We start from the raw sequence: 23,699 nt of genomic DNA on the forward strand, positions 1-23,699 counted from the left end.
GCAACATCGGGAGGTCTACGCATGACGGAACAGGGAATCGACAAGGCATCCAGTTTCGAGGCCGCGCGCGCCCGTCTGCTGGCGCTCGCATATCGGATGCTTGGCAGTCGTGCGGAGGCCGAAGACGTGGTGCAGGACGTCTGGCTCAAATGGCATCTGGCCGATACGCAGGCGGTGCAAACGCCGGTCGCGTGGCTCACCACGCTCACCACCCGCACGGCGATCGACCGTCTGCGGCACGCGCAGCGCGAGCGCGCGTCGCAGGCTTGCGGGTGGTTGCCGGAGCCGTGGCTCGACGAGGTCGCACCATCGGCGGAGGAGTTGGCATTGCGCGCGGCCGATATGTCATATGGCGTGATGTTGCTGCTCGAACATCTGAAGCCAGACGAACGCGCGGCGTTCGTCCTGCATGAAGCGTTCGAGTGCGGTTATGCCGAAATCGCGTCGATTCTCGAGCGCACACCGGCCTCATGCCGGCAAATGGTTCATCGCGCCAAGGAGCGTCTGAAACGGGCGGGCGCGCCGTTGGAGCGGCCCGATCCAGCGGTGCATGGGCGAATCGTCGAGCGATTGCGCGCGGCGCTCGAAGCGCAAGACCGGGCGGGCTTGCTGCAGCTTTTCAACGACGCGCCGCAACTGATCAGCGACGTACCTTTGTACGCTACGCCCACTCCATTCCCTGCGGCCAACCTGGCCCTTCGGGCACAAGGGCCAACACCTGGAGCCGAAGCGCAGTGCGCCCGCGAACCGGACTCAGGTCCGAAGTGGATCGCTGTGGTTACATCGCTCGCGCAACAGGCGAGCTATACCGAGGTGGTGTCGATGGCGGGTGCCGTGTGTATCGCACTGTTCTGCGACGGCGATATCGTCGGGCTAATCGACGTGGTGACGGACGGCGCAACGGACCTTTCGGCGAGAATCGTCTCGCTGCGCATCGTGGCCAGCGCCGCGCATTTGCGGGCGGCCAACCGAATGCTGGGCCGTGAGGCGGTCAAGGAACTGCTTGCCCGCATCAAGGGCCATCCGCAGGTGTCAGTTGCGGTGAGCCGCGACTTCCCAGTTGATGTCCACGCATAGCACCTGCGTACCATGCGAGTTATGGGCGGCAATCGAGGCCGTGACGCACAGATGCGCTTCGTTGATCGACAGATACGGCGGTGTTAGATGAACCCGCCCCGGTTGACGCATCGCCTGAATGAAGTACGGGCGGCGCTCCCAACTGGCGCCTTCGGAATGCAGCAGCGGGCTGAAGCGCTTTGCGCGTTGCGATGTGCGGCCCGGCGGCAGCACGTTGTCGCCGATCTGCCGGCCCGATCCGTCCAGGACAAAGCAGCGCGCCGTTTCTCCCAGCGCGAGCAGAGGTGCGGTCGCCTGCGTGATCGATTCCCCGGCAATCAACTGAGCTGCGGCAGCCTCGAGCGCAGTGACATACGGCGCGAGCCGCGCGGATTGCGCTTTCTCCCGAGCGGCAACGCGTTCGCGCAGCGAAGCGGAAAGCGAATCCATCAGGCCAGCGGCAACCTGCGGCTTGACGGGTTCGACGCTCGGGCCCGCGAAAAATGCGCCCTGGACGAAGTCCACATTGCATTCGAGCGCGATCAGCGCGTCGCGCTCGGTGCTCAGACCGCCCATCAGCACCAGTTGCCCGGACTCGTGCAACAGGGAGACGAGGCCCGGCAACACGCGTTCGATGTGCGAGTGTTCACTCGCTTGCGCGAGGATGCAGCGGTCGAGCGTCACGATGTCCGGCCGCAGATTCCACACGCGGTCGATGTTCGAATGCTTGGCACCAAAGCCGTCGAGCGCGATCAGAAAACCGGACTTTCGCAGCGAATCGACGATTTCGGCGAAGCGCGTGGTTTCGCCGCCGGCCTGTTCGGATACTTCGAGCACCACGCGTTGCGGCGGCAGGCCGAGCGTCTTCAGGCTGGCAAGCAGCGCGTCGCCGTAGCTGGTGTCCATCAGCGCGGCCGGATGCAGGCTGAGGAAGAGCCATTCGTCGTGGCTGTCGAACGCGTTGAAGTTGCCGAGGTGCAGCGATTCGGCCAGCCGTCCGAGTTCGAGCAGGTCGCCGCGTCGCGCGGCCTGCGTAAAGACTTCGTGCGAGGGCACTTGCTGCTCATGCTCGTCGTGCACGCGCAGCGACGCGTGATACCCGATCGCGCGCCGGTGCGAGACCGAGAAGACCGGTTGAAACACGCTGAAAACGGTGTAGCCGCCATACAGAACGGTACGGCGGGAGCCTTCGTCGCCGGCCATCGGGCGTGGTGGCTGGAAGCCGGGATGTTCGAGTTCGATCATGCTCATCATGTCGGTCGTGTGGAAACGGCGGCGCTTGCGGGGCTCGGCAGGAGTTCGCACGCGCAGACTAAGAGTTTACAGGATAGTCGAGCAAGAACTATGCGCGTGTACCAACAATGCTCGAGCGCCCACCAGCAATGCTCCGAGGAAAACGTGCCGCGCCCGCGCCGCTACGAAGGCGACGACACGCACTTCGCTGGTGCGGCACGCGCCCTGTTGCGGGTCGCTGACGCTGTTCAAGGATGCTGCGTGCGGGCCGCGCGGAGCGATGCCACGAAATCGGTTTGTGAGCGCGCGAGGATGCGTCGTCCTGGCGCGCGCGGTTTTCAGGTTCGCTCTGAAGGATCGGTCTTCGTCGCTGGCGTGCGGATCTCCGGCGACAACTGCGCAAAGATCCATGACGAACATGCGGTAATGACGCCGACACACAGGAACGTTGCATGAAACGCCGGCAGCGAATTCGCGGCGGTCACACGCTGCATGATGCCGGTAAAGGTCGTCAGCAACGCACCGGCCACGGTCACGCCGAGACTCATCGAAAGCATCTGCACGAGCGAAAACAGGCTATTGCCGCTGCTCGCGCCGCCAGTGCCCAGGTCCTTCAGTGTCAACGTGTTCATCGCGGTGAACTGCATCGAGTTCACGCCGCCAAAGATCGCCAGTTGCAAGAGCCGCAGCCACAGCGGCTGATTCGTGCTCGTGAGCGCGAAACTCGCCATCATCAGACCCACCAGAATCGTGTTCGCCATTAGCACGCGCCGGTAGCTGTACTTCAGAATGAGCCTCGTCACGAGACGCTTCGTTGCCATGCCCGCGGCCGCCACGGGCAGCATCATCAGCCCGGCTTCGAATGCGCTATAGCCGAGGCTCACCTGCAACAGCAGAGGAATCAGGTAGGGCATCGAGCCGCTGCCGATCCGCGCGAACAGATTGCCGAGCAGCCCAACGCTGAACGTGTGAATCTTGAACAGATCGAGCGGAAAGATCGGCTCGGGCTCGCGCACCGCGTGCAGACCATAGGCAACGAAGCACGCCATGCTCAGAATCAGCAGCACCAGCACCGTCGCATGTTGAATGCCGAACTCGGTGCGGCCATCGAGCGCGAACGAAAGCGCCACCATGCCCACCACCAGCAGCAGGTAGCCGCCGAGGTCGAATTTGCCAGTGTGTTCGTTGCGGCTATCCGGCATGAAAATAAACGTGGCAATGCAGCCCACGATGCCTACCGGCACGTTGATCAGAAAGATCCAGTGCCACGACGCGATTTTGACGAGCCAGCCGCCGAGCGTCGGTCCGATCAATGGTCCGATCAGGCCCGGGATCGCCACGAAGGCCAACGCCGGCAGATAGCGCTCCGCCGGAAAGGTACGCAGCACCGCGAGCCGCCCAACCGGCAGCAGCATCGCGCCGCCCACGCCTTGCAGAATGCGGAAGAGCACCAGTTGGTTCAGCGTGCGCGCGTTCGCGCACAGCAGCGAGCCCACCGCGAACACGAGGATCGCACTGAAGAACACGCGCCGCGTGCAGAGTCTGTCGGCGAGCCAGCCGGACACGGGGATCATCACCGCCATTGTCAGCGAGTAGGCGATCACCACCGATTGCATGCGCAGCGGCAGCTCGCCGAGGCTTGTCGCCATCGCGGGGAGTGCGGTGTTGACGATCGTCGAATCGAGCGTCTGCATGAAGAAGCCGGTGGCGACCAGCCACAGCATCACCGTCAGTGCGCGGGGCGACGGGCCAGAGGGGAGGTTTGGAGCGAGGGCGGGCGGAGTCGGCGTCGTAGACATATGAAGCGGCTGGGCGCGCTCGGTCGGGCTGGGACTCGCTATTCTAGGGAAAAGCGAGTCCCGGCGCAGCGAGCGGCGCAGTCTTGCGCAGGTGTCGGCGCTGCGTCTCGGCGGCGCTCTGCGCCGTCTTCACACATCGGCCGGCAACTGCGCCGCCGCCTGAAAAAACGCCTGCGCCCGTGGCTCGTTGCCAAACGCCACATGAATCCTGATCCACGGGCTCGCCTCCCGATTCGGCCTGAAGTGTTGTCCAGGCAGCACCGTCACACCGAGCGGCACACCGCATTCAACGAGCCGCTCGGCGTCCGCGACATGGGGCACGCGCGCCCACACGAACTTGCCGCCCGCTGGTTCTTCGAAAATCTCCCAGCCGGAATCTTCGAGTGTCTGGACGGTCGAGCCGAGCGCGCCGCGCATCTGGCGGCGCAGTCGCTCCAGATATTTGCGATATGCGCCGCGCTCCAGCATCGACACCGCCACCGCTTCGGCAAACCGCGAGCCGCCGATGCTCGTCAGCATCTTGATATCGACCAGATCCTTGATGATCGCGTGACTCGCGACCACGCAGCCGATCCGTAACGACGACGACAGAGTCTTCGACAGTCCGCCGATGTAGATCACCTGTTCGAGTTGGTCGAGGGTCGCGAGGCGATCGGTGAGCTCGGTCTGAAAATCCGCGTAGATATCGTCCTCGATAATCTGGAAGCCATGCTCACGCGCCAGTTGCAGCAAACGGAACGCGACCTGCGGTGCGACCGTGGTGCCGGTCGGATTGTGGAACACGGTGTTGATGAGCAGCAATCTGGGCCGGTGCAGCTTCAGTTGCGCCTGCATCGCATCGAGGTCGGGACCGCTGCCGGTGCGCGGAATGCCGATCAGCTTCATGCCGTGCAGTCGCAACAGGCCGTACAGGTTGTAGTAACCGGGGTCCTCGACAAAGATCGTGTCGCCGGGCTTCAGCATGTAGCGCACGAGCAGATCGAACGCCTGGCTCGCGCCATTGGTGATCAGAATCTGCGACGCGTCCGCCTGGATGCCCAATTGGCCAATACGGCCGCGCAACTGTTCGCGCAAGACGGGATTGCCGAGCGGCGTCGCGTATTCGACCATGCTCGCCGGATCGGTTCGCGACACGTGGCGAATCGCCTGCGCAATGCCATCGATGTCGCGCCAGCTTTCGGGAATGAAGCCGGTGCTGAGCTTCAGCGTCTCGCCCGGAAAGTTGAATTGCTCAAGCAAATGGTCCGACTCGACATCGGCGCGGCGCGGGTCCGACGTGCCCTGGCAACGCATGTCCGTCGGCTGGCGATCGGCGACGTAAAAGCCGGAGCCGTGGCGCGAGTCGACATAGCCGAGCGACACCAGCCGGTCGTATGCCTCGATCACCGGGAAGCGGCTCACGCCGAAGTCGGCCGCGAACTGGCGGATCGACGGCAGCTTCGAGCCAGGATGCGCATTGCGCGAACGGATCCACGCCGAAACGCCCGTGACGATCTGCTCGGTAAGCGGTACGCCGTTGTCCCGATCGAGCTGGATTTCGAGTTTCATACGCTTGCCTTTTGTCGCCGGCCCGCGAGCGCGCAAGCTCGTGACCTGCGTCGGGCGAGCCATGCCAACTGTTCGGTTTTTTGACTGAACAGTTCCGATGAAAGTGTTCGGAACTGTGCATGGGTTTCCGATCATCGCACGCCAATAATCGGTACAACAGAAAGTTCTTCGAGGAGAACGGCGATGCGAGAAGTGCGAGTTTTCGAACTGGAACTTGGCGAACCCGTCACGGCCTGGCGCGTTGCGCGCCCGTCGATTTTCAAGATGATCAGCGGCAAGGTCTGGCTGACCGTCGAGGGCGAGCATGAAGATCACTGGCTCGGGGCAGGGCAGTCGATCGAGTTGGCGCGCGGATCGGTGGCATGGATCAGCGCAGGGCGGGAGGGGGCGCGTTTCGCGCTGGCGAGCGGCTCGCAACGCAAGCTGCCGACGCTGCTACTCGGCTGGCCGATCCCGGCCTGGCTGGCGCGTCGACCGGGCGTGGTCTGATGCGGGGCGAACGGCGAGCCGCCGCTGTGCAGGTCCGACGTAGCGCCTAAGCAGACCTTAGCAGCCCCTAAGCAGCCCCTAAGCAGCCCCTAAGCAGCCTCTCCCGCCTGATACTCCCCGATATACCGCGCTCGCGGCCGGATCAACCTGCCATCGCGCGTTTGCTCCATCGCGTGCGCGATCCAGCCGACCACCCGCCCGAGCGCAAAGAGCGTGAACGCGGCGCCGGTCGGCAAGCCGAGCACGCGCTCGAGCGCCGCAAGCGCGAAATCCACGGTCGGCTCGGCGCCGGTCGTGTCGCGCACCGCACGTGCAAGGTGCAGCACCTCGTTGAGCGGCGAGCGGGCCGGCGCGCAGTCGGCGAGCATCGTCAGCAACAACCGCGCGCGCGGATCGCCGTCCGGGTACAGCGGATGACCGAAGCCCGACAGCACCGGACCTTGCGCGCCGTGCTCGTGCCGCGCGAGGCGGTTCGCCAGATAGCGGTCCAGATCGGGCGAGCGCGACGCTTCATCGAGCAGGGCCGCAATGCGCACGGTTTCGCCGCCGTGACGCGGCCCGGAGAGCGCCGCGAGGCCTCCCGCGACCGCGCCGAACAAGTGCGTGCCCGTCGACGTGATGCAGCGGACCGTGAACGTGGACGCGTTCAGCTCGTGATCCGCGCAGGCGACCAGCGCCGCGCGCAGCAGCCCGCTTTGCGGCCGGCTGCGCACCCGCCAGGCCGTCGCGATCTGCCGATGCAGCGGTTCGTTCGACGGCGCCGCCGGCAGCATCGCGGCGGCCAGCAGCCGCATCACGGCGCACGCGGTGTCCAGCTGGGCGTCGCGGCCGAGCGCCCACACGCGCGGCATCTGCGCGGCGGCGGCCGGCAGCAGCACGAGCGCGCGATCGAGCGGCGTGCTGTCACTCCACAGCTTGAGCCACGCGGCCCATTGCGCGGGGGCGAGCGGCACGGCGGGCGCATCGGCGATGCGCCGCGCGCTGCATTGCCACAGCAGCGCCGCGACGTCTTCGAGTGACGCACTGCGTGCAAGCTCGATCGCATCGTGCCCGCGATACAGCAGCCGACCGTCCGCGACCAGCGTGATCGACGATTCGAGCACCGGCACGCCCCAGTCGAGCACCTTCTGCGCGACCTTGCCCGCTCGCTTGCCGTCCGCCTTGCGACGCGCAAGGCGGCGCACCTCGGCGGCATCGTAGAGTCGATGCCTGCCTTGCGCATCCGGCGACGAGCCGAGCATGCCGCGGCTCACGTACGCGTACAGCGTCGGCAAGCTGACGCCGAGCGTCGCGGCCGCTTCGGCGGCGGTCAGATAAATCGGGGCTGACATGAAAGCGAGTGAAAACCGAAGAAATCAATATATGTTGATTATCATAATCAAGATTGATTGCAGCAACGCGCAAATTTAGACTCGGTGCACCTGCTTCCTGTGCGCGCGGCCAACGCGCCCGATGCCATGACACCCGAACTCGCCCTCAAGCACATCTGGACCCTCGCCGGCTGCGATCCGGTCGCGCTGCACGCCGTGTCGCTTGCCGGCGCGGACCCCGGCTTGCCTTCGGTCTATCGCGTCGGCAGCCTCGCGTCGTCGACCATCGCGGCGACGGGCCTCGCGGCCGCCGAATACTGGCACCCGCGCAGCGGACACAGGCAACGGGTGTCGGTGCAGATGCATCGCGCGCTGGCGGCGTTTCGCAGCGAACGCTATCTGCGGATCGACGATGGGCCGCCGCCCGCGCTGCGCGATCCGGTCACTGGCTTCTACGAAACCGGCGACGGCCGCTGGATCCAGCTGCACACGAATTTCGCGCATCACTTGAAGGGCGTGCTCGACGTGCTCGGCTGCGACAACGGCCGGGAGTCGGTGGCGGCCGCGATTCGCGGCTGGGAGGGCGCGACGCTCGATCAAACGCTCGCCGACGCGGGCCTATGCGCCGCCTTGATTCGCACGCCCGACGAATGGGCCGCGCTCGAGCAGGCCAAAGCAATCGCGCGCTTGCCGCTGTTCGAGATCGAGCGCATCGGCGATGCGCCGGCCGAGCCGCCGCGCCACGCCGACGCCGACGCCGCGCCCGGCATCGACCGTCCGCTCGCGTGCGTGCGGGTGCTGGATCTGTCGCGGATCATCGCCGGACCGGTGGCCGGCCGCGCGCTCGCGCATCATGGCGCGGACGTGATGACGATCAACGGGCCGCATCTGCCGAACATCGCGCCGCTCGTGATCGACAACGGCCGCGGCAAGCGTTCGGCGCTCGTCGATCTGCGCGACGCCGCTGGCTGCGACACGTTGCGCGGACTCGCGCGCGATGCCGACGTGTTCCTGCAGGCCTATCGTCCGGGCGCGCTCGCGGCGCGCGGCTTCGGGCCGGCCGAGCTGGCGCGCCTGCGGCCTGGGATCGTCTATGTGTCGGTTTGCGCGTACGGGTACACGGGGCCGTGGGCGCAGCGACGCGGCTTCGATAGTCTGGTGCAGTCGGCGAGCGGCATCGCGTGGACGGAGCGCGCGGCGGCGGGTTCGGCCGAGCCACGGCATCTGCCGTGTCAGGCGCTCGATCACGCGACCGGCTATCTGGCCGCGTTCGGCGCGATGGTCGCGCTCGCGCGGCGGGCACGCGAGGGTGGCAGCTGGCATGTGAAGGTGTCGCTTGCGCAGACCGGGCGCTGGCTGCAGTCGTTCGGGCTGCTGGCCGATGGACAGCAGGCGCCCGAGATGTCGCTCGACGATGTGCGCGATTGCGTCGCGAGCGTGCAATCGGAGTTTGGGTGCGTGCTGGGCGTTCAGCCCGCCGAAGAACTGGAACAGACGCCGGCGTTTTATGCGCTGCCGCCGGCGCGCATCGGCGCGCACGAAGCCCGGTGGACGTAACAGGGTAGCGTGCGCCGCGTTGGAGTTTGAAGCGCGGCGCGCCCGGCTGCGGGACCATTCACCGAGCCGCAGCCTACTTCCTCAACTCCGCCACGAAGTCGTAGTAATCGTTGCGGCAGTATGTATCCGTCAACTCGATCGCGCGCTGATCCGCCGTATAGCCCACGCGCGTGATCAACAGCAACGCCTCGTTCGGCGCGATGCTCATCTGCTGCGCGATCTCGTCGCTCGCGTTCACCGCGCGAAAGTGCTGCAGCGCGCGCACGATCGTCAATCCGCGGTTCTCCAGGTACGTGTACAGCGAGTCGCCGATTGCTTGCGGATCGGGAATCACCGCGGCCGGGAACGTCGAATTCTCGACCGCCATCACGATGCCGTCGGCGAGTCTCAGCCGCCGCAGCCGTGTGACCGCGGCGGCCGGCGACAGCCCCAACTGGATCACCTCGTCGCGATTGGCCGGCGAGATCTCCCGCGACAGCCACTTCGAACTCGGTGTGAAGCCGCGCCGCCGCAGCATTTCGCTGAAGCTCGACAGGCGCGACAACGGATCTTCATAGCGCGGCGTGATGAAGCTGCCCGCGCCCTGGGTGCGGCGAATCAAACCCTGCTCGACGAGCAGCGCGATCGCCTTACGCGAGGTGATGCGCGATACGCCGAGCGCCTCCGACAGCACCCGCTCGGAGGGGAGCGCCTCACCGGCGTTCCAGCGGTTTTCGTGGATCGCGCTGCCGAGCTTGCGGGCAAGTTGCAGATAGAGCGGCGTGTCGTTTTCCGGGTCCGGGCGCAGGTCGCGCCAGCGGTCTTCCGAGGCAGAGGTCATGGGGCTCACGCAAGATGGGCAAGCGGCAATTTTAAAACATCGGCGCGCCCCGTTATAGCGGGCTTTTGCCTGGCGCGCCGTCGTGAGGCCGCGGAGCCGCTAAACTCATCTCCAGGTTTTTCGCAGCGTGCGTTGCGCGGTGAGGCCGCGCGCAATTGCATCGCATCCGGATCGAGCCACTTTCGAAGGAGTCAGCATGACGAGCGAAATCGTAAGCGTGAGCTTGCCGGGCGGCGAGCGCATTCCGGCGCTGGGGCAGGGCACGTGGGAGACGGGCGAGCGGCAAGCACGACGCGCGGCGGAAATCGATGCGCTGCGCTGCGGCATCGAACTCGGCATGACGCTGATCGACACCGCCGAAATGTACGGCGACGGCGCGACCGAGTCGCTGCTCGGCGAAGCGCTCGCCGGTTTGCGCGACAAGGTGTTTCTGGTCAGCAAGGTGTATCCGCACAACGCCAGCCGGCGCGGCGTGATCGCCGCGTGTGAGCAGAGCCTGAAGCGTCTGAAGACGGACCGGCTGGATTTGTATCTGCTGCACTGGCGTGGCTCGGTGCCGCTCGCGGACACCGTCGAGGGCTTCGAGGCGCTGCGGCACGCGGGCAAGATCCGTCACTGGGGCGTGAGCAACTTCGATATCGACGACATGGAAGAACTCGTCGCGACGCCAGGCGGCGACGCATGCGCGACCAACCAGATTCTGTACAACGTGGCGCGGCGCGGGCCGGAGTTCGATCTGCTGCCATGGCTCGCCGCGCGCGGCACGCCGGCGATGGCATACAGCCCGGTCGATCATGCGCGGCTGCCGAAACGCTCGCCGCTCGACGACATTGCCGACGCGCGCGGCGTCTCCGTGTTTCAGGTGGCGCTCGCGTGGGTGCTGGGCAAGCCCAATGTGTGCGCGATTCCGAAGGCGGCGCGGGTCGAGCATGTGCGTGACAACTATCGCGCGTCGCAACTGGTGCTGGAAGCCGGCGAACTCGCCGCGCTCGACGCGTACTTCAAGCCGCCGCGCGGCAAGCGTGCGCTGGAGATGTTGTAGGCGCCGGCGCGGCCGCCGTCCGTTGCGGAGCGGCGGCGCGCGAGGCTCTGAGCGAGGTGGGCGCGGATGACGCCGCGCGCGCTGACGCGGCGCTCAGGTGCAGGGGTGGTGCTGATGCACGGAGCCGAGCACGGCGACTTCGGCGGGGGTGTGCTGCAGTGCGTCGTCCGGTACCTGAGCGGCATCGGCGAGGAAGTCGTCGACGATCCGACGACACCGGCACGTCGGACAGACATAGCGACACGCGCTGGGTTTCGTTGGCGGGGAAGGTGGCGCGTTGAGCGAGGAACAGCACGCCGTATTGATAACCGTGGATGATGCCGCGGATCGCGCTGACGCATTGCCCTTGCGCGACGTTGTCGTGGCGCTGTTTGCAGCTCTGTACGAGCGAGTAGGCGGAGAAGCTCGGATCGACCGGTGGCGCCGCTTGCGACAGGGTTTGCGCCATTGGCTGCGCGGGAGTTTGCGCATTGGCGAGCGATGCGAGGCCCAGAGCGGTAGCCATCAGCACGGCGGCTGCCGTGCGGGTCGCGGAGGGGGGGACACTTCTATGCATGTTGTGGGCCCTCATATCGAACGATGAATTTGATATGAGGCGGTCGTCTCGGATTGGTTCCATGACACTCACGCGCAGGGGAGGCTGTGTTCCCGCCGCTCGCGGTGCGGTTCGCGCGACGATGCGAGGCGCGGCTCGCGCACTCTCCGGGCCATTTCGTCAGCGCGCGCCGCAGGCGGGCGGGCCGCTCCGACCGGCCTGCGGCGGTGACGCCCGACCGGGGGATCGGGACGCCACCGCCGTTGCCAGCGGATAGCGGACAGTATGCCGGGACATGTCGCCGGCGGTAGGGCGCGGGGGCCCCCTACCCGGGGCAACGGGCGACGCCTGGTGCCCGTTCCCGCCGCCGTTGCCACTGCCGCCGCTGCCGCCACCTTGCCTCCGTGACCGCCGCCGAAGCCTCCGCCAAAGCCTCCGCCGAACCCGCCACCGAAGCCACCGCCAAAGCCACCACCAAAGCCACCACGGAAGCCACCACCCGGACCACCGCTGGAGCCTCCGCAACCGCAGCCGCCGCTCCCGCTGCCGCCGCTGCTTCCGCCACCAGCACCGCCACCGCCGCTACTGCCGCCCCCAACTAACTTTCTGGTTTTCATCGCGCGTCTCCAGCTGCCACAGCGGCGACCGACCTATGCACGCGGGTCTTGTCGAACCCCGAGTCCGTCGTGTCGAAGTTGGCCGCGCGTCGCTGCCGTGCTGATCGCTTGATACCGCGTCATCGCGTGGTGACGCTCGTCGTGCGGATGTGCGCGGCGTTGCACGCCCGGTTTGGCTTCGAATCTCTGGCCGCAAATTTAGCGATATCCATGCCACGCGTCGCAGAGCCTTGAAGCGACGCGGGCGATCCCGGGATATACGATGCGCTCGCCGGAAAAACGCCTGAAAACGTTGCGACGATGAAACGCGCGGACACAAAAGCGTGTTCTGACGCGGGATTCGTCAAGGGGGCGCTGTGCTGGGTGACGCCGCGTCACGCGACGTCGATGAGAGCCGAGTCGACGCTAGCTGGCGTTTTCCGACGCGTCGTCGGAATCGGCGCCGTTCGTCGGGTTGCCCGCGTCGTCGTCGCGCTGCTCGCATTGCAGCTCGCGCAGCGTGGCGACCGGAATATGGCAGCGAATCCGGTGCGCGGAAGGCGAGTCGGCGGCGCCGCCGGCGTTGAGGAACGGCGGGTCCTGCTGCTCGCAGATCGCGCCGAGCTTGCGCGGACAGCGCGTGTGAAACACGCAGCCCGACGGCATCGCGCCGGGCCCGGGCAACTCGCCCGTCAGATGGATGCGCGCACGTCGATGTTCCTCGCCGGACGCGCCGTCGCCCGGCAGCGTCGGCACGGCGGACAACAGCGCCTCGGTATAGGGATGCTGCGGTCCATCGAACACGGCCGCCGCCGGGCCGATTTCGAGGAGCCGGCCGAGATAGAGCACCGCGATGCGATCCGACACGTAGCGCACCACGTGCAGATCGTGCGAGATGAACACGTAGCTGACGCCGCGTTCGCGCTGCAGATCGGCGAGCAGATTCAGGATCGCGGCCTGCACCGACACGTCGAGCGACGAAGTCGGCTCATCGCAAACCACGACGCGTGGTTCGCCCGCAAACGCGCGCGCAATCGCGACGCGCTGCTTGAGCCCACCCGATAGCTGGCGCGAACGTGCGTCGAGATAGCGCTCGGGCAGCCGCACGGCGTCCGTCAGCGTGCCGAGCCTTTCGTCGATCTGGGGTCCGCGCAGCGCGGTGAAGCGCGCGAGTGCACGACCGATCAGCCGCTTGACCGAATGCGCGCGATTGAGCGCCGAGTCCGGATTCTGGAACACGATCTGCAGCGACTTCAGCTGCTCGTCGCTGCGTCGCGTGACGCGCGCGGCGAGCGGTGCGCCGTCGAGTTCGAGCAGGCCGCCGGCATCGGGTGCGAGCAGGCCGAGCATCAGCCGCGCGAGCGTCGTCTTGCCGCTGCCCGACTCGCCGACGAGGCCGAGCGTCTCGCCGCTCGCGAGTTCGAGCGACACGTCGTCGACCGCGCGCAACGGCGCACCGGATACGTGGAATGTTTTCGACAGGTTGCGAGCGCGCAAGACCGGCGCAGAAGACGCGCGCGCCGCCGCGTTGGATGATGCGGCCGCCACCGGCTCCTCGCTCGATGCCGCCCGCGGCAACTCGATCGCGCGCTCGTGATAGTGGCAGCGCGCCATCTGATCCCCATGCGGAGCGCCGAGCCGATAGGGCGGCGGCGCGTCGCGGCGGCAGCGTTCGTCGGCGAGACGGCAGCGTTGCGCATAGATGCAGCCCTGCGTGACCGAGCCCGGCAGCGGCAGGCCGCCCGCGATCGTATCGAGCCGCTCGCGGTCCTTGCTGCGTCCGGCGCTCGGCAGGCAGCGCAGCAATCCGACCGTGTACGGATGACGCGGCCGCGCGAACACGTCCTGGGTCGCGCCTTCCTCGACCAGCTTGCCCGCGTACAGCACGCCGATGCGTTCGCACATGCGGCCGATCACCGCGAGGTTGTGGCTGATGAACAGCACCGCGGTGCCGAGCTCCTCGCGCAACTGCGCGACGAGGTCGAGCACTTCCGCTTCGACGGTCGCGTCGAGGCCGGTGGTCGGTTCGTCGAGAATCAGCAGAGCGGGGTTCGACGCGAGCGCCATCGCGATCACGACGCGCTGCTGCATGCCCCCCGACAGTTGATGAGGATAGCTGTCCATCACGCGCTCGGGCGCCGCGATACGCACGCGCTGCAACATCTCGAGCGTGCGATGCAACGCTTCGTCGCGTGCGACGCCGGCCGCCTCGAATGCTTCGGATATCTGGCGGGCAATCGTCAGCGACGGGTTCAGCGCGCGCCCAGGGTCCTGATAGACCATCGAGACGGTCGTCGCCCGCATGCTGCGCAGCGCATCGGCGCCGAGCTTCTGCACGTCCGCGCCGGCGATCACGATTTTGCCGGCCTTCACCTTGCCGTTGCGTGGCAGGTAGCGCAGCGTCGCCATTGCGACGGTCGACTTGCCGCAGCCCGATTCGCCGACGAGCCCATACGCCTCGCCGCGCCGCACGCGAAACGACACGTCTTGCAGCACTTCGCGATCGCGTCCGCGGATCCGGTAGGTGACCGTCAGGCCGACCACGGTCAGCGCATCGGTGCGATCGCTCTTCGACACGTCGAACGTGGCGAACGAGGAGGGCGGCGCGCCGTTCATCGGTCGAGCACTCCCTGCACGCTGTCGGCGATCAGATTGACGCCGACCACCAGCGACGCGATCGCGCCCGCCGCGAACACGACGGTCCACCACGCGCCGCCCGCCATCAGCGTGTACGACTCGGACAGCGCGAGCCCCCAGTCGGCCGACGGCGGCTGGATGCCGAAGCCGAGAAACGACAGCGTCGCGACCGCGAAGATCGCATAGCCGAGCCGCACCGTCGCCTCGACGACGATCGGCGGCAGCACGTTGGGCAGGATCTCCACGAACATGATGTACGGGGCGCGCTCGCCGCGCAGCTGCGCGGCGGCCACGTAGTCGAGATGGCGCTCGGCGAATACGGCGGCGCGCACGGTGCGCGCGGTGATCGGCGTGAAGGTGAGGCCGATCACGAGAATCACCGTGAGATTCGATGCGCCGACCGCGGCGAGCGCGAGCAGCGCGATGATCACGAGCGGCAGCGCGAGCACCGCGTCGATCACGCGGCCGATCACGTCGTCGACCCACCCGTCGAAGTAGCCGACCAGCAGGCCGAGCGCGGTGCCCGCCGCGGTGCCGAGCAGCGTCGCGAGCGGCGCGATGGTCAGGATGTCGCGCGCGCCGACGATCACGCGTGAGAATACGTCGCGGCCGAGCTGATCGGTGCCGAACCAGTGCGTGCGATCGGGCGGTGTGAGCGAATTGAGCGGATCGGACGCGTACGGATCGAGATGCACGAACCAGGGCCCGGCGATCGCGCAGACGATCCACCACGCGACGATCAGCGCACCCACGATGAAGGTCGGCGAACTCAGAAGCAGCAGGAGGCGCGGGAAGCGTGGCTCGGCGGGCGCGCGCGGCGTGGAGCCCGGTGCGCCCGGCGTGGGCGGCGCTGGTGGCGTCGAAGGAGCCGGCGGCACGCTCGGATTCATTCCGCGGTCCTCACCCGCAGCCGCGGATTGAGCAGCACGTGCAGCGCATCGGCGACCAGATTCGCGAGCGTATAGACGACGCCGATCGTCAGCACGCCCGCTTCGAGCATCGGAAAGTCCTTCGCCTTGGCGGCGTTGTAGATCAGCGAGCCGATCCCCTGGTAGCGGAACAGCGTTTCGACCACCACGAGTCCGCCGATCATGTAGCCGAGCTGGGTGGCGGCGACGGTGATCGTCGGCAGCAGCGCGTTGCGCAGCACGTGCCGCCAGATCACGACGTGGCGCGGCAGGCCCTTGAGGATCGCGGTGCGCGTGTAGTCGGCGTCGAGCGCTTCGACGGTGCCCGCGCGCGCCATCCGCGCGATATAGCCGAAGAATACGAAGACGAGCGGCAGCACCGGCAGCACCAGATGCCGCAGCTGGTCGAGCACGCTTGCATCGGGCGGAAACGAGGCCTCGATCGGCAGCCAGCGCAGCCACACGCCGAACACGAGGATCAGCACGATCGACGACACGAACTCCGGCACCACGGTCGCCGACAAACCGGCAATGCTGATCGTGCGATCGAGCCAGCGTCCCGCATGCATCGCAGACCACACGCCGCCCGCAATCCCGAGCGGCACGACGACGATGAACGCGAAGAGGCCGAGCTTCGCCGAATGCGCTAGCGCATCGGCGATGAACGGCCCGACCGGTTCGCGATACGCGTACGACAGCCCCATGTTGCCGCGCACGAAATGCGTGATCCAGTCGATGTATTGCGTGAGCAGCGGCCGGTCGGCGCCGAGCTGATGATTGAGCGCGGCGACCGCGCGCGCATCGGCGAGCGGCCCGAGCACCGCGCGGCCGATATCGCCGGGCAGCAACTGGCCGCCCGCGAACACGATCAGCGACAGCAGCCACAGCGTGATCAGCGACAGACCCACGCGCGTCGCCAGAAAACGCGCGACGCGGCGTGCGTTGCCGTTCGTCGCACGCGGTAAACGCGATGCGTTCGAGGCGGGAGAGGGCGCCGGAGCCGACATCGTGAGTTCTCCTGCGAAAGGTGCGTTGAGCAGCGCGGTACTTACGCGCTCAGCGTCGCGCGATCGAAATACAGCTGCGCGAGCGCGGTGAAGCGCACGCCGTTCACGCCCTTGCGCATCGCGATCAGCTGATCGTAGAAGAACGGGATGATCAGCGGCGTTTCGTCGAGCAGCAGCGTCTGGATCTGTCCGGAGAGTTTCTTCTGCGTGGCGAGGTCGATCGCCGCGACGAACTGCGCGACCAGTTGATCGTATTGCGGATTCTTGAAGTGCGCAGCATTCCACGTGCCGTTGCTCGTGAGCGTCGCGTTGAGGAACACGTTCGGCACGCCGCGATGACCGTAGTCGGTGAAGCCGAGCGGCGAGTCGAGCCAGTCGGATTTGCCCGGCGTGCCCGCGCCGTAGTACAGCGACTGGCTCTCGACCTTCAGGTTGATGCGCACGCCGATCGCCTTCGCGGCGTTCTGCACGACGACCGCGAGGTCGGGGATCTCCATGTATTTTTCGGTAGTCAGCGTGACATCGAAACCGTTCGGCACGCCGGCTTGCGCGAGCAGTTGCTTCGCCTTCGCGACATCGATCTTGCGTTGCGGCACGCCCGCGTCCGACGACGGAAACACCGGCGCGAACGGGCTGTCGTTGCCGAGTTGCGCGCGACCCTTGAAGAGACCACGCACGAGCACGTCGCGATCGAGCGACAACGCGAGCGCCTGGCGCACGCGTTTGTCCTTGAAGAGCGGGCTGTCGTTGCGCATATGGATCTGCCGATGCGCGCTCGACTTCACGCCCACTGCCTTGTAGTCCGGATTGTTCAGAATGGCCGCGCCGCCCTGCACGGTGAAGGTGCCCATCACGTCGGCCTGGTGGCCTTGCAGCGCGAGCAGTTGCGCCTGTTCGTCCGCATAGAACGAAAACTGTACCCGTTGCGGTAACGCTTTGTCGCCCCAGTAGTCGGGATTGCGCACGAACGACGCGCCGACCTTCGGCTGATACTTTTCGAGTTTGAACGGGCCGGTGCCGATGAAGCTCTTTTCGTAGTTGCCCGCGAAGTTCGCGGGCAGGATCACCGCGTTGTAATTATCCGAGGAAACGTAGTAGGGGAAATTGCCGATCGGCGCGTCGAGATGAAACTCGACCGTGTGTTCGTCGACGACCTTCGCACCGCCTTTCGACAGCACGCCTTTCAATACCGACAACGCGGCCGAGCCGCTCGCGGGATCGGCGAGACGGTCGAAGGTGGCGACCACGTCTTTCGCGCCGAAGCTCTGGCCGTCGTGGAATTTCACGTTGGGGCGCAGCTTGAACGTCCACACGTCGCCCTTGTCGTTCGGCTTCCACGACAGCGCGAGCGCGGGTTTGAGCATCAGCTTCTCGCCGTCGTCGTCGATCAGGAATTCGCCGGTCTGGTTTAGCAGCGCGAGGCTCGCGGCGTCGGTGACCGTCAGCGGATCGACGGCGCCCGCCGGCGTCAGATGCGCGACGCGGATCGTCTGGTTCGACGGGGCCGGCGCACCTTGCGCCCTCGCTCGCGGCGCGCCGAGCAAGCCGCCGCCCGCGACTGAAAGACCGATCACGCTAGCGTAGCGCAGCAGTTCGCGGCGCGTGATGCGGCCGGCGAGGAATTCGTCGAGGGCGTGGTTGCCGTAGGCGTCGGCGGTGAGGCGGGCTGTGTTTAGTGCGTCAGATGCGAGAAGTCGGTCCGCTGGCGTTTTCATCGATGGCGTGTCCAGTCCGTTCTGTTGCCGGTTCCGAAGCGTCGCGCGAGCGGCGCGACAGCGCGAGAAAAGCCGTCTCAGTGTAAGCGATTGCTCGCGGCTCTGGCGCGCCGGCGGCGCACCGCGCCAGCCGATCGGGCGATAAACGGCGCGCGGTGTGTCGTCGTCGCAACGCTTGCGCGATGCATGCTTGCGAGCGGTGCCCGCCGTAGCGGACAGAATGACGGCATCGCGCTGGAATCCCTACCGATCGCCTCGCATGGGTCGAGTGAGTTATACCGGAACGAGTCATTTGGGCGCCGCGCTTGTTGCCGCGCCTGTCGCCACGGTTGGCCGTCTCCAGCGATGAAACAGCACCGAGCCGATCCAGCACGCCATGAAGGCCGCGACGATCGCATAGCCGAGCGCGCCAAAGTGATCGTTGATGCGGGCGATCGCATCCAGCACGCCGCCGCTCCAGCCGAAGCGGTCCGACAGTAGTCCCAACGCCTCGATGCCGCCGATCACGATCGCGACCACCGCCGACACGAACGTGATGCTCGCGTTGTAGTAGAGCTTGCGCTTCGGGTCATCCATCGCCCAGCCGTATGCGTGCACCATCAGCACGTTATCGGTCGAATCGACGAGCGTCATGCCGGCCGTGAAGAGCGCGGGGAACACGAGGATCGAGTAGAGCGGCAGACCGGTGCTCGCCTGCGACGCGGCGATCGCGAGCAGGCCGATCTCCGTCGCGGTATCGAAGCCGAGCCCGAACAGCACGCCGACCAGGTACATGTGCCAGCTTTGGGTCACCAGCCGGAACAGCGGCCGTAACGCACGCGACAGCAGTCCGGCTGGGGCGAGCGAGTCAGTTAACGCGGTCGCCACGGCGCCATCGTGTTGCGCGTGCCGGTAACGACGCCACACATCGCGCAGGATCACGAGATTGACCGCCGCGAGCACCAGCAGGAACGTCGCCGAAACCAGCGTGCCGAGCGTGCCGCCGAGTTCCTTGAGGCTCTCGAAGCGCCCGTGCAGCGAATGCGTGGTCCACGCGATGCCGATCGTCGCCGCGACCACGATGGTCGAGTGTCCGAGCGAAAATGCGAGCCCGATGCCGAGCGGCCGCTTGCCCGTTTGCATCAGCTTGCGCGTGACCGCGTCGATCGCCGCGATGTGGTCGGCGTCGACCGCATGACGCAGACCGAAGCCATACGCGAGCAGCGCGGTGCCGAGCAGCAGCGGGTAGTGGCGAAACGCGATCAGCGCCCACAGCCAAGTGCCGAGGTTGGCGGCGATCAGCGCCGCGTAGAGCGTGACGAGGCGACGGCGCAGCGAAGCGGTTGGCGTCATGTGGCGCGGGCGGATCAGTCAGCAGGTGAATGAGCAGGCAAATGAGCGACTCAGTGATCGTGCGGATGCTTGTGGATCGGATCGACCCAGTAGACCGTTTCCGGCTGCTCGACAGCATCGATGTTCAGATTGACGACGACCGCTTCGTTGTCGCTGCGTACGAGCACGCATTCGAGCGGCTCGTCGGTGCTCGCGTTGATCTCCTGATGCGGCACGTAGGGCGGCACGAAGATGAAGTCGCCGGGCCCGGCCTCGGCGGTGAATTCCAGATGCTTGCCCCAGCGCATGCGCGCCTGGCCGCGCACCACGTAGATCACGCTTTCGAGCGCGCCGTGATGATGCGCGCCGGTCTTCGCGTTCGGATGGATCGTCACGGTGCCGGCCCAGATCTTCTGCGCGCCGACGCGCGCCGCGTTGATCGCAGCCGCGCGGTTCATGCCCGGCGTTTGCGCGGTGTTGGTATCGAGCTGATCGCCGCGGATGACCTTCACGCCGTGCTCGCGCCAGTCGATCTGCCCGCCGGTTTCGGCGGTCTCGTGCTCGGCCCGGTAATGCGGATGTTCGTGATCCTGGCTCATCGCGTCTCCTCCTTGGCTTGCGTGCCGCGTACCTGTTCGACATTCTGGCACGTTCAAAAAACGGCTGCGTGGCGTGACGATGGCAAGGGCGCCACGAAAAAAAGCCCGCTCACAAGGAGCGGGCTTCGACTCAAGACACTCTGCGGCGCCGCGTCAGCGTCATTGCTTCTTCGCGTTGATCACGGCCTCGGCGACGTTGCTCGGCGTTTCGGCGTAATGCTTGAACTCCATCGTATAAGTCGCGCGGCCCTGAGTGGCCGAGCGCAGCGACGTCGAGTAGCCGAACATCTCGGCGAGCGGCACCTCCGCACGCACCAGCTTGCCGCCGCCGCCCGCGATGTCTTCCATGCCTTGCACCATGCCGCGCCGGCTCGACAGGTCGCCCATCACGTTGCCCATGAAGTCCTCGGGTGTTTCCACCTCGACGGCCATCATCGGTTCGAGCAGTATGGGCTTCGCCTTGCGCATCGCTTCCTTGAACGCCATCGAGCCAGCCATGCGGAACGCGTTTTCGTTCGAGTCGACGTCGTGGTACGAACCGAAGGTCAGCGTGACCTTCACGTCGACGACCGGATAGCCCGCCAGCACGCCCGCTTTCAGCGTTTCCTGGATGCCCTTGTCGACCGCCGGGATGAATTCGCGCGGGATCACGCCGCCCTTGATCGCGTCGACGAACTCGTAGCCCTTGCCCTGTTCGGAAGGTTCGAGCGCGATCACCGCGTGGCCGTACTGGCCGCGGCCGCCCGACTGCTTGACGAATTTGCCTTCGACGTCCTCGACCTTGTTACGCACCGTTTCGCGATACGCGACCTGCGGTTTGCCCACAGTTGCTTCGACGCCGAACTCGCGCTTCATCCGGTCGACCAGAATTTCCAGGTGCAGTTCGCCCATGCCGGAAATGATCGTCTGTCCCGATTCCTCATCGGTTTGTACGCGGAACGACGGGTCCTCCTGCGCGAGACGGTTCAGCGCGATGCCCATCTTTTCCTGATCGGCCTTGGTCTTCGGCTCGACGGCCTGCGAGATCACCGGGTCCGGGAAGATCATCCTTTCGAGGATAATCACATGATTCGGATCGCACAGCGTGTCGCCGGTAGTCGCTTCCTTCAGGCCGACGGCCGCGGCGATGTCGCCCGCGTAGACCTCCTTGATTTCCTTGCGCTCGTTCGCATGCATCTGCAGGATGCGGCCGAGGCGCTCCTTCTTTTCCTTGGCCGCGTTGTAGACCGTGTCGCCAGAATTGACGACGCCCGAGTACACGCGGAAGAAGATCAACTGGCCGACGAACGGGTCGGTCATGATCTTGAAGGCGAGCGCCGAGAACGGATCGTCGTCGTTCGGATGACGCTCGATCTCCTTGTCGTGCTCGTCGTGGCCGGTGATCGCGGGCACGTCGACCGGCGACGGCAGATAGTCGATCACCGCGTCGAGCATCGCCTGCACGCCCTTGTTCTTGAACGCGCTGCCGCACAGCATCGGCACGATCTCATTGGCGATCGTGCGCGCGCGAATGCCCTGCTTGATTTCTTCTTCGGTCAGGTGATGCTCGCCGCCCAGGTACTTTTCGAGCAGCGTCTCGTTCGCCTCGGCCGCGGCCTCGACCATCTTGTCGTGCCATTCCTTCGCGGTTGCGGCAAGTTCAGCCGGAATGTCGCGATACTCGAACTTGATGCCCTGGCTCGCGTCGTCCCAGTAGATCGCCTTCATCTTGACGAGGTCGACCACGCCCTGGAAGTGCTCTTCCGCGCCGATCGGAATCTGGATCGGCACGGCGACGCCCTTCAGGCGTTCGCCGATCTGCCGCTGCACGCGGAAGAAGTCCGCGCCGACGCGATCCATCTTGTTGACGAACGCAATGCGCGGCACCTTGTACTTGTTCGCCTGGCGCCACACGGTTTCCGATTGCGGCTGCACGCCGCCGACCGAGTCGTACACCATGCACGCGCCGTCGAGCACGCGCATCGAGCGCTCGACTTCGATCGTGAAGTCGACGTGCCCGGGGGTGTCGATGATGTTGATCCGATGCTCGGGGTAGTTGCCGGCCATGCCTTTCCAGAACGCGGTCGTGGCCGCCGACGTTATCGTGATGCCGCGCTCCTGCTCCTGTTCCATCCAGTCCATCGTCGCCGCACCGTCGTGAACCTCGCCGATCTTGTGGGTCACGCCGGTGTAGAACAGGATCCGTTCGGTGGTGGTGGTTTTGCCGGCATCGATGTGAGCGCTGATGCCGATATTCCGGTAGCGCTCGATTGGAGTCTTGCGGGGCACGTGAATCTCCTTGTAATGGCGCGCCTGAAACGCATGCCGGGCGACCGCGTCAGCCGCCCGGGGAATCTGGGTGGTGCTTTATGTGGCGTTACCAAATCGAGATTACAAGGATAGCGCTTCGATTGGTCTTTTGCATGAATCCTGCCAGCCGGCGCGAAGGCTGGCCGCGCGGGGCTGTGCGGGCGGAAAAAAACCCGGCGCCTCGGGTTGAGGCGCCGGGTTTTTGCGGGAAAGCAGGGCGGGACGGCCGGGCTGGCCAGTGGCAGCTTACGGAGACGCCCGGGTGGCCATCTGCGGGGCGCCGCGCAGGGGTGCAGCCCGGCGGTGAGAGGCTTTACTGCGTGATGCCCGGCACCGGCGGCAAGCCCTGGATCTGCATGCCCGGCTTGATGCCCTTGGCCGTGAACCAACCCTTGGGCATTTCCAGCGCGAACACGCCGTTGTGCGTCGGGCAGTGGTTGTTGGTGGTCTCGGCCTGCATCTCGTCGATATCGGTGATCGTGCCGTCGGCGCGTATGAACGCGATCGACAGCGGAATCAGCGTGTTCTTCATCCAGAAGCAGTGGCCCGCGTTCTCGTTGAACACGAACAGCATGCCTTCGTTCGGCCCGAGCTTCGTGCGATACATCAAGCCCTGTTCGCGATCCGCGTCGTTGGCGGCGACGGCCGCGTCGATCACGAACATACCAGCGGTCAGCTTGACCCGCGGAAACTCGCCCGGCTGCTTGGCGCCCGGCGGCATCTGCTGCGCCAGGGCGGGAGCCGTGGTAGCGGCGAACGACAGCGCCGCGAGCGGCAGTGCAACGGCAACGGCGAAACGCGCCACCGACGAGCGGATGGAAAATCGCACGACAAGACTCCTTGCTGAAATCGACCCGCGCATGTTACGCGAGCGTGTCAAAAACAAAAAGGCAGATCGCCTTGCGGTGATCTGCCTTACAACGCCGTAAGAACGGCAATGAAGCTAGTTCTTTACTGCGTTTTTACAAGCAACTTACTCCGAAGCTGCCGAAGCTGCAGCAGCAGCTGCCTTCTTGTGCGACTTCTTGTGAGCGTGCTTGGTGGTCTTCTTTGCCGACGAGGCTGCTGCTGCCGGAGCTGCCGAAGCTGCTTCCGGTGCCGATGCTTGTGCGAATGCTGCCGTTGCGAAGAGGCCAGCGACCAGAGCGGCGATCAGTTTGTTCATTTTGTGAATCCTCAGCTTGAGTTAATTAACCAAATGACCCGGCAAATGTAGAGTCATGACGGTAAACGTGCCATCCACCTTTC

The 23,699-nt window shown here is 66.0% G+C and carries 18 protein-coding genes and 1 pseudogene; 4 read left to right on the forward strand and 15 right to left on the reverse strand.

Features of this window, described 5'->3' with window-relative positions:
• Positions 1 to 21 precede the first annotated feature (21 nt).
• A complete protein-coding gene (locus tag QFZ91_RS18470) occupies positions 22 to 1,077 on the forward strand; it encodes a sigma-70 family RNA polymerase sigma factor (protein WP_429568012.1) in 1,056 nt (351 codons plus the stop codon).
• Here the strand turns inward: QFZ91_RS18470 and QFZ91_RS18475 are convergent.
• The 3 genes from QFZ91_RS18475 to QFZ91_RS18485 form a co-directional block, all read right to left on the reverse strand.
• Entirely contained in the window at positions 1,033 to 2,307 is a 1,275-nt protein-coding gene (locus tag QFZ91_RS18475) for an EAL domain-containing protein (RefSeq protein ID WP_368715737.1), read from the reverse strand. The genes QFZ91_RS18470 and QFZ91_RS18475 overlap by 45 nt on opposite strands.
• A 320-nt stretch (positions 2,308 to 2,627) precedes the next feature.
• A complete protein-coding gene (mdtD, locus tag QFZ91_RS18480) occupies positions 2,628 to 4,088 on the reverse strand; it encodes a multidrug transporter subunit MdtD (protein ID WP_429568013.1) in 1,461 nt (486 codons plus the stop codon).
• Positions 4,089 to 4,217: 129 nt separating this feature from the next.
• A complete protein-coding gene (locus QFZ91_RS18485) occupies positions 4,218 to 5,636 on the reverse strand; it encodes a PLP-dependent aminotransferase family protein (RefSeq protein WP_176121691.1) in 1,419 nt (472 codons plus the stop codon).
• A 183-nt stretch (positions 5,637 to 5,819) separates the two neighbouring features.
• Between QFZ91_RS18485 and QFZ91_RS18490 the strand changes: the two genes are divergently transcribed.
• Positions 5,820 to 6,125 (forward strand): DUF2917 domain-containing protein, encoded by a 306-nt coding sequence (locus QFZ91_RS18490; protein WP_429568014.1) that lies wholly within the window; start codon positions 5,820 to 5,822, stop codon positions 6,123 to 6,125.
• A gap of 89 nt (positions 6,126 to 6,214) precedes the next feature.
• On the opposite strand, the gene QFZ91_RS18495 is transcribed toward QFZ91_RS18490, so the two are convergent.
• Entirely contained in the window at positions 6,215 to 7,456 is a 1,242-nt protein-coding gene (locus QFZ91_RS18495; protein ID WP_429568015.1) for a citrate/2-methylcitrate synthase, read from the reverse strand.
• 126 nt (positions 7,457 to 7,582) lie between these two features.
• Here QFZ91_RS18495 and QFZ91_RS18500 point away from each other — a divergent pair, with 126 nt between their 5' ends.
• Positions 7,583 to 8,992 carry a CoA transferase gene (locus QFZ91_RS18500; protein ID WP_429568016.1) on the forward strand — a complete coding sequence of 470 codons (1,410 nt, stop codon included), beginning with the start codon at positions 7,583 to 7,585 and terminating at the stop codon, positions 8,990 to 8,992.
• Positions 8,993 to 9,065: 73 nt separating this feature from the next.
• Here QFZ91_RS18500 and QFZ91_RS18505 read toward each other — a convergent pair whose 3' ends face one another.
• Entirely contained in the window at positions 9,066 to 9,812 is a 747-nt protein-coding gene (locus tag QFZ91_RS18505; RefSeq protein ID WP_013090333.1) for a GntR family transcriptional regulator, read from the reverse strand.
• Between the two features lie 196 nt (positions 9,813 to 10,008).
• Between QFZ91_RS18505 and QFZ91_RS18510 the strand changes: the two genes are divergently transcribed.
• The gene (locus QFZ91_RS18510; RefSeq protein ID WP_429568017.1) at positions 10,009 to 10,854 is read left to right on the forward strand and encodes an aldo/keto reductase; all 846 of its coding nucleotides are present in this window, start codon (positions 10,009 to 10,011) and stop codon (positions 10,852 to 10,854) included.
• 93 nt (positions 10,855 to 10,947) lie between these two features.
• Here the strand turns inward: QFZ91_RS18510 and QFZ91_RS18515 are convergent.
• The 10 genes and pseudogenes from QFZ91_RS18515 to QFZ91_RS18560 form a co-directional block, all read right to left on the reverse strand.
• Positions 10,948 to 11,410 (reverse strand): annotated as a pseudogene (locus QFZ91_RS18515) (Rap1a/Tai family immunity protein).
• A gap of 1,001 nt (positions 11,411 to 12,411) precedes the next feature.
• Positions 12,412 to 14,601 carry an ABC transporter ATP-binding protein gene (locus tag QFZ91_RS18520; RefSeq protein WP_429568018.1) on the reverse strand — a complete coding sequence of 730 codons (2,190 nt, stop codon included), beginning with the start codon at positions 14,599 to 14,601 and terminating at the stop codon, positions 12,412 to 12,414.
• Positions 14,598 to 15,512, reverse strand: coding sequence for an ABC transporter permease (locus QFZ91_RS18525; RefSeq protein WP_429568019.1), 915 nt, complete (start codon positions 15,510 to 15,512; stop codon positions 14,598 to 14,600). Before QFZ91_RS18525 ends, QFZ91_RS18520 begins: the two co-directional genes overlap by 4 nt.
• Complete coding sequence (locus QFZ91_RS18530) at positions 15,509 to 16,537, reverse strand: ABC transporter permease (RefSeq protein ID WP_429568020.1); 1,029 nt, start codon at positions 16,535 to 16,537, stop codon at positions 15,509 to 15,511. Before QFZ91_RS18530 ends, QFZ91_RS18525 begins: the two co-directional genes overlap by 4 nt.
• 41 nt (positions 16,538 to 16,578) lie before the next feature.
• Positions 16,579 to 18,252 (reverse strand): ABC transporter substrate-binding protein, encoded by a 1,674-nt coding sequence (locus QFZ91_RS18535; RefSeq protein ID WP_429568021.1) that lies wholly within the window; start codon positions 18,250 to 18,252, stop codon positions 16,579 to 16,581.
• A gap of 288 nt (positions 18,253 to 18,540) precedes the next feature.
• The gene (locus QFZ91_RS18540; RefSeq protein WP_429568022.1) at positions 18,541 to 19,584 is read right to left on the reverse strand and encodes a HoxN/HupN/NixA family nickel/cobalt transporter; all 1,044 of its coding nucleotides are present in this window, start codon (positions 19,582 to 19,584) and stop codon (positions 18,541 to 18,543) included.
• A gap of 50 nt (positions 19,585 to 19,634) precedes the next feature.
• A complete protein-coding gene (locus tag QFZ91_RS18545; RefSeq protein ID WP_429568023.1) occupies positions 19,635 to 20,162 on the reverse strand; it encodes a cupin domain-containing protein in 528 nt (175 codons plus the stop codon).
• 159 nt (positions 20,163 to 20,321) lie between these two features.
• Positions 20,322 to 22,430, reverse strand: a complete 2,109-nt coding sequence (gene fusA, locus QFZ91_RS18550) for an elongation factor G (RefSeq protein ID WP_429568024.1) — start codon at positions 22,428 to 22,430, stop codon at positions 20,322 to 20,324.
• Positions 22,431 to 22,764: 334 nt separating this feature from the next.
• Positions 22,765 to 23,280 (reverse strand): DUF192 domain-containing protein, encoded by a 516-nt coding sequence (locus QFZ91_RS18555; protein ID WP_176105234.1) that lies wholly within the window; start codon positions 23,278 to 23,280, stop codon positions 22,765 to 22,767.
• 144 nt (positions 23,281 to 23,424) lie between these two features.
• Positions 23,425 to 23,616: a hypothetical protein gene (locus QFZ91_RS18560; RefSeq protein WP_082194658.1), complete on the reverse strand. Its 192-nt coding sequence runs from the start codon at positions 23,614 to 23,616 to the stop codon at positions 23,425 to 23,427.
• Positions 23,617 to 23,699: the final 83 nt, after the last annotated feature.

The organism is Paraburkholderia sp. JPY419 (assembly GCF_050435705.1).
Lineage (GTDB): Bacteria > Pseudomonadota > Gammaproteobacteria > Burkholderiales > Burkholderiaceae > Paraburkholderia > Paraburkholderia youngii.

Bases quoted from the DNA above. Each gene is read 5' to 3' on its own strand.
- QFZ91_RS18505 (WP_013090333.1), bottom strand. From the start codon at position 9,812: ATGACCTCTGCCTCGGAAGACCGCTGGCGCGACCTGCGCCCGGACCCG.
- QFZ91_RS18530 (WP_429568020.1), bottom strand. From the start codon at position 16,537: ATGTCGGCTCCGGCGCCCTCTCCCGCCTCGAACGCATCGCGTTTACCG.
- QFZ91_RS18535 (WP_429568021.1), bottom strand. From the start codon at position 18,252: ATGAAAACGCCAGCGGACCGACTTCTCGCATCTGACGCACTAAACACA.
- QFZ91_RS18485 (WP_176121691.1), bottom strand. From the start codon at position 5,636: ATGAAACTCGAAATCCAGCTCGATCGGGACAACGGCGTACCGCTTACC.
- QFZ91_RS18545 (WP_429568023.1), bottom strand. From the start codon at position 20,162: ATGAGCCAGGATCACGAACATCCGCATTACCGGGCCGAGCACGAGACC.
- QFZ91_RS18470 (WP_429568012.1), top strand. From the start codon at position 22: ATGACGGAACAGGGAATCGACAAGGCATCCAGTTTCGAGGCCGCGCGC.
- QFZ91_RS18495 (WP_429568015.1), bottom strand. From the start codon at position 7,456: ATGTCAGCCCCGATTTATCTGACCGCCGCCGAAGCGGCCGCGACGCTC.
- QFZ91_RS18520 (WP_429568018.1), bottom strand. From the start codon at position 14,601: ATGAACGGCGCGCCGCCCTCCTCGTTCGCCACGTTCGACGTGTCGAAG.
- QFZ91_RS18525 (WP_429568019.1), bottom strand. From the start codon at position 15,512: ATGAATCCGAGCGTGCCGCCGGCTCCTTCGACGCCACCAGCGCCGCCC.
- QFZ91_RS18540 (WP_429568022.1), bottom strand. From the start codon at position 19,584: ATGACGCCAACCGCTTCGCTGCGCCGTCGCCTCGTCACGCTCTACGCG.
- QFZ91_RS18560 (WP_082194658.1), bottom strand. From the start codon at position 23,616: ATGAACAAACTGATCGCCGCTCTGGTCGCTGGCCTCTTCGCAACGGCA.
- QFZ91_RS18490 (WP_429568014.1), top strand. From the start codon at position 5,820: ATGCGAGAAGTGCGAGTTTTCGAACTGGAACTTGGCGAACCCGTCACG.
- mdtD (WP_429568013.1), bottom strand. From the start codon at position 4,088: ATGTCTACGACGCCGACTCCGCCCGCCCTCGCTCCAAACCTCCCCTCT.
- QFZ91_RS18475 (WP_368715737.1), bottom strand. From the start codon at position 2,307: ATGAGCATGATCGAACTCGAACATCCCGGCTTCCAGCCACCACGCCCG.
- QFZ91_RS18500 (WP_429568016.1), top strand. From the start codon at position 7,583: ATGACACCCGAACTCGCCCTCAAGCACATCTGGACCCTCGCCGGCTGC.
- QFZ91_RS18510 (WP_429568017.1), top strand. From the start codon at position 10,009: ATGACGAGCGAAATCGTAAGCGTGAGCTTGCCGGGCGGCGAGCGCATT.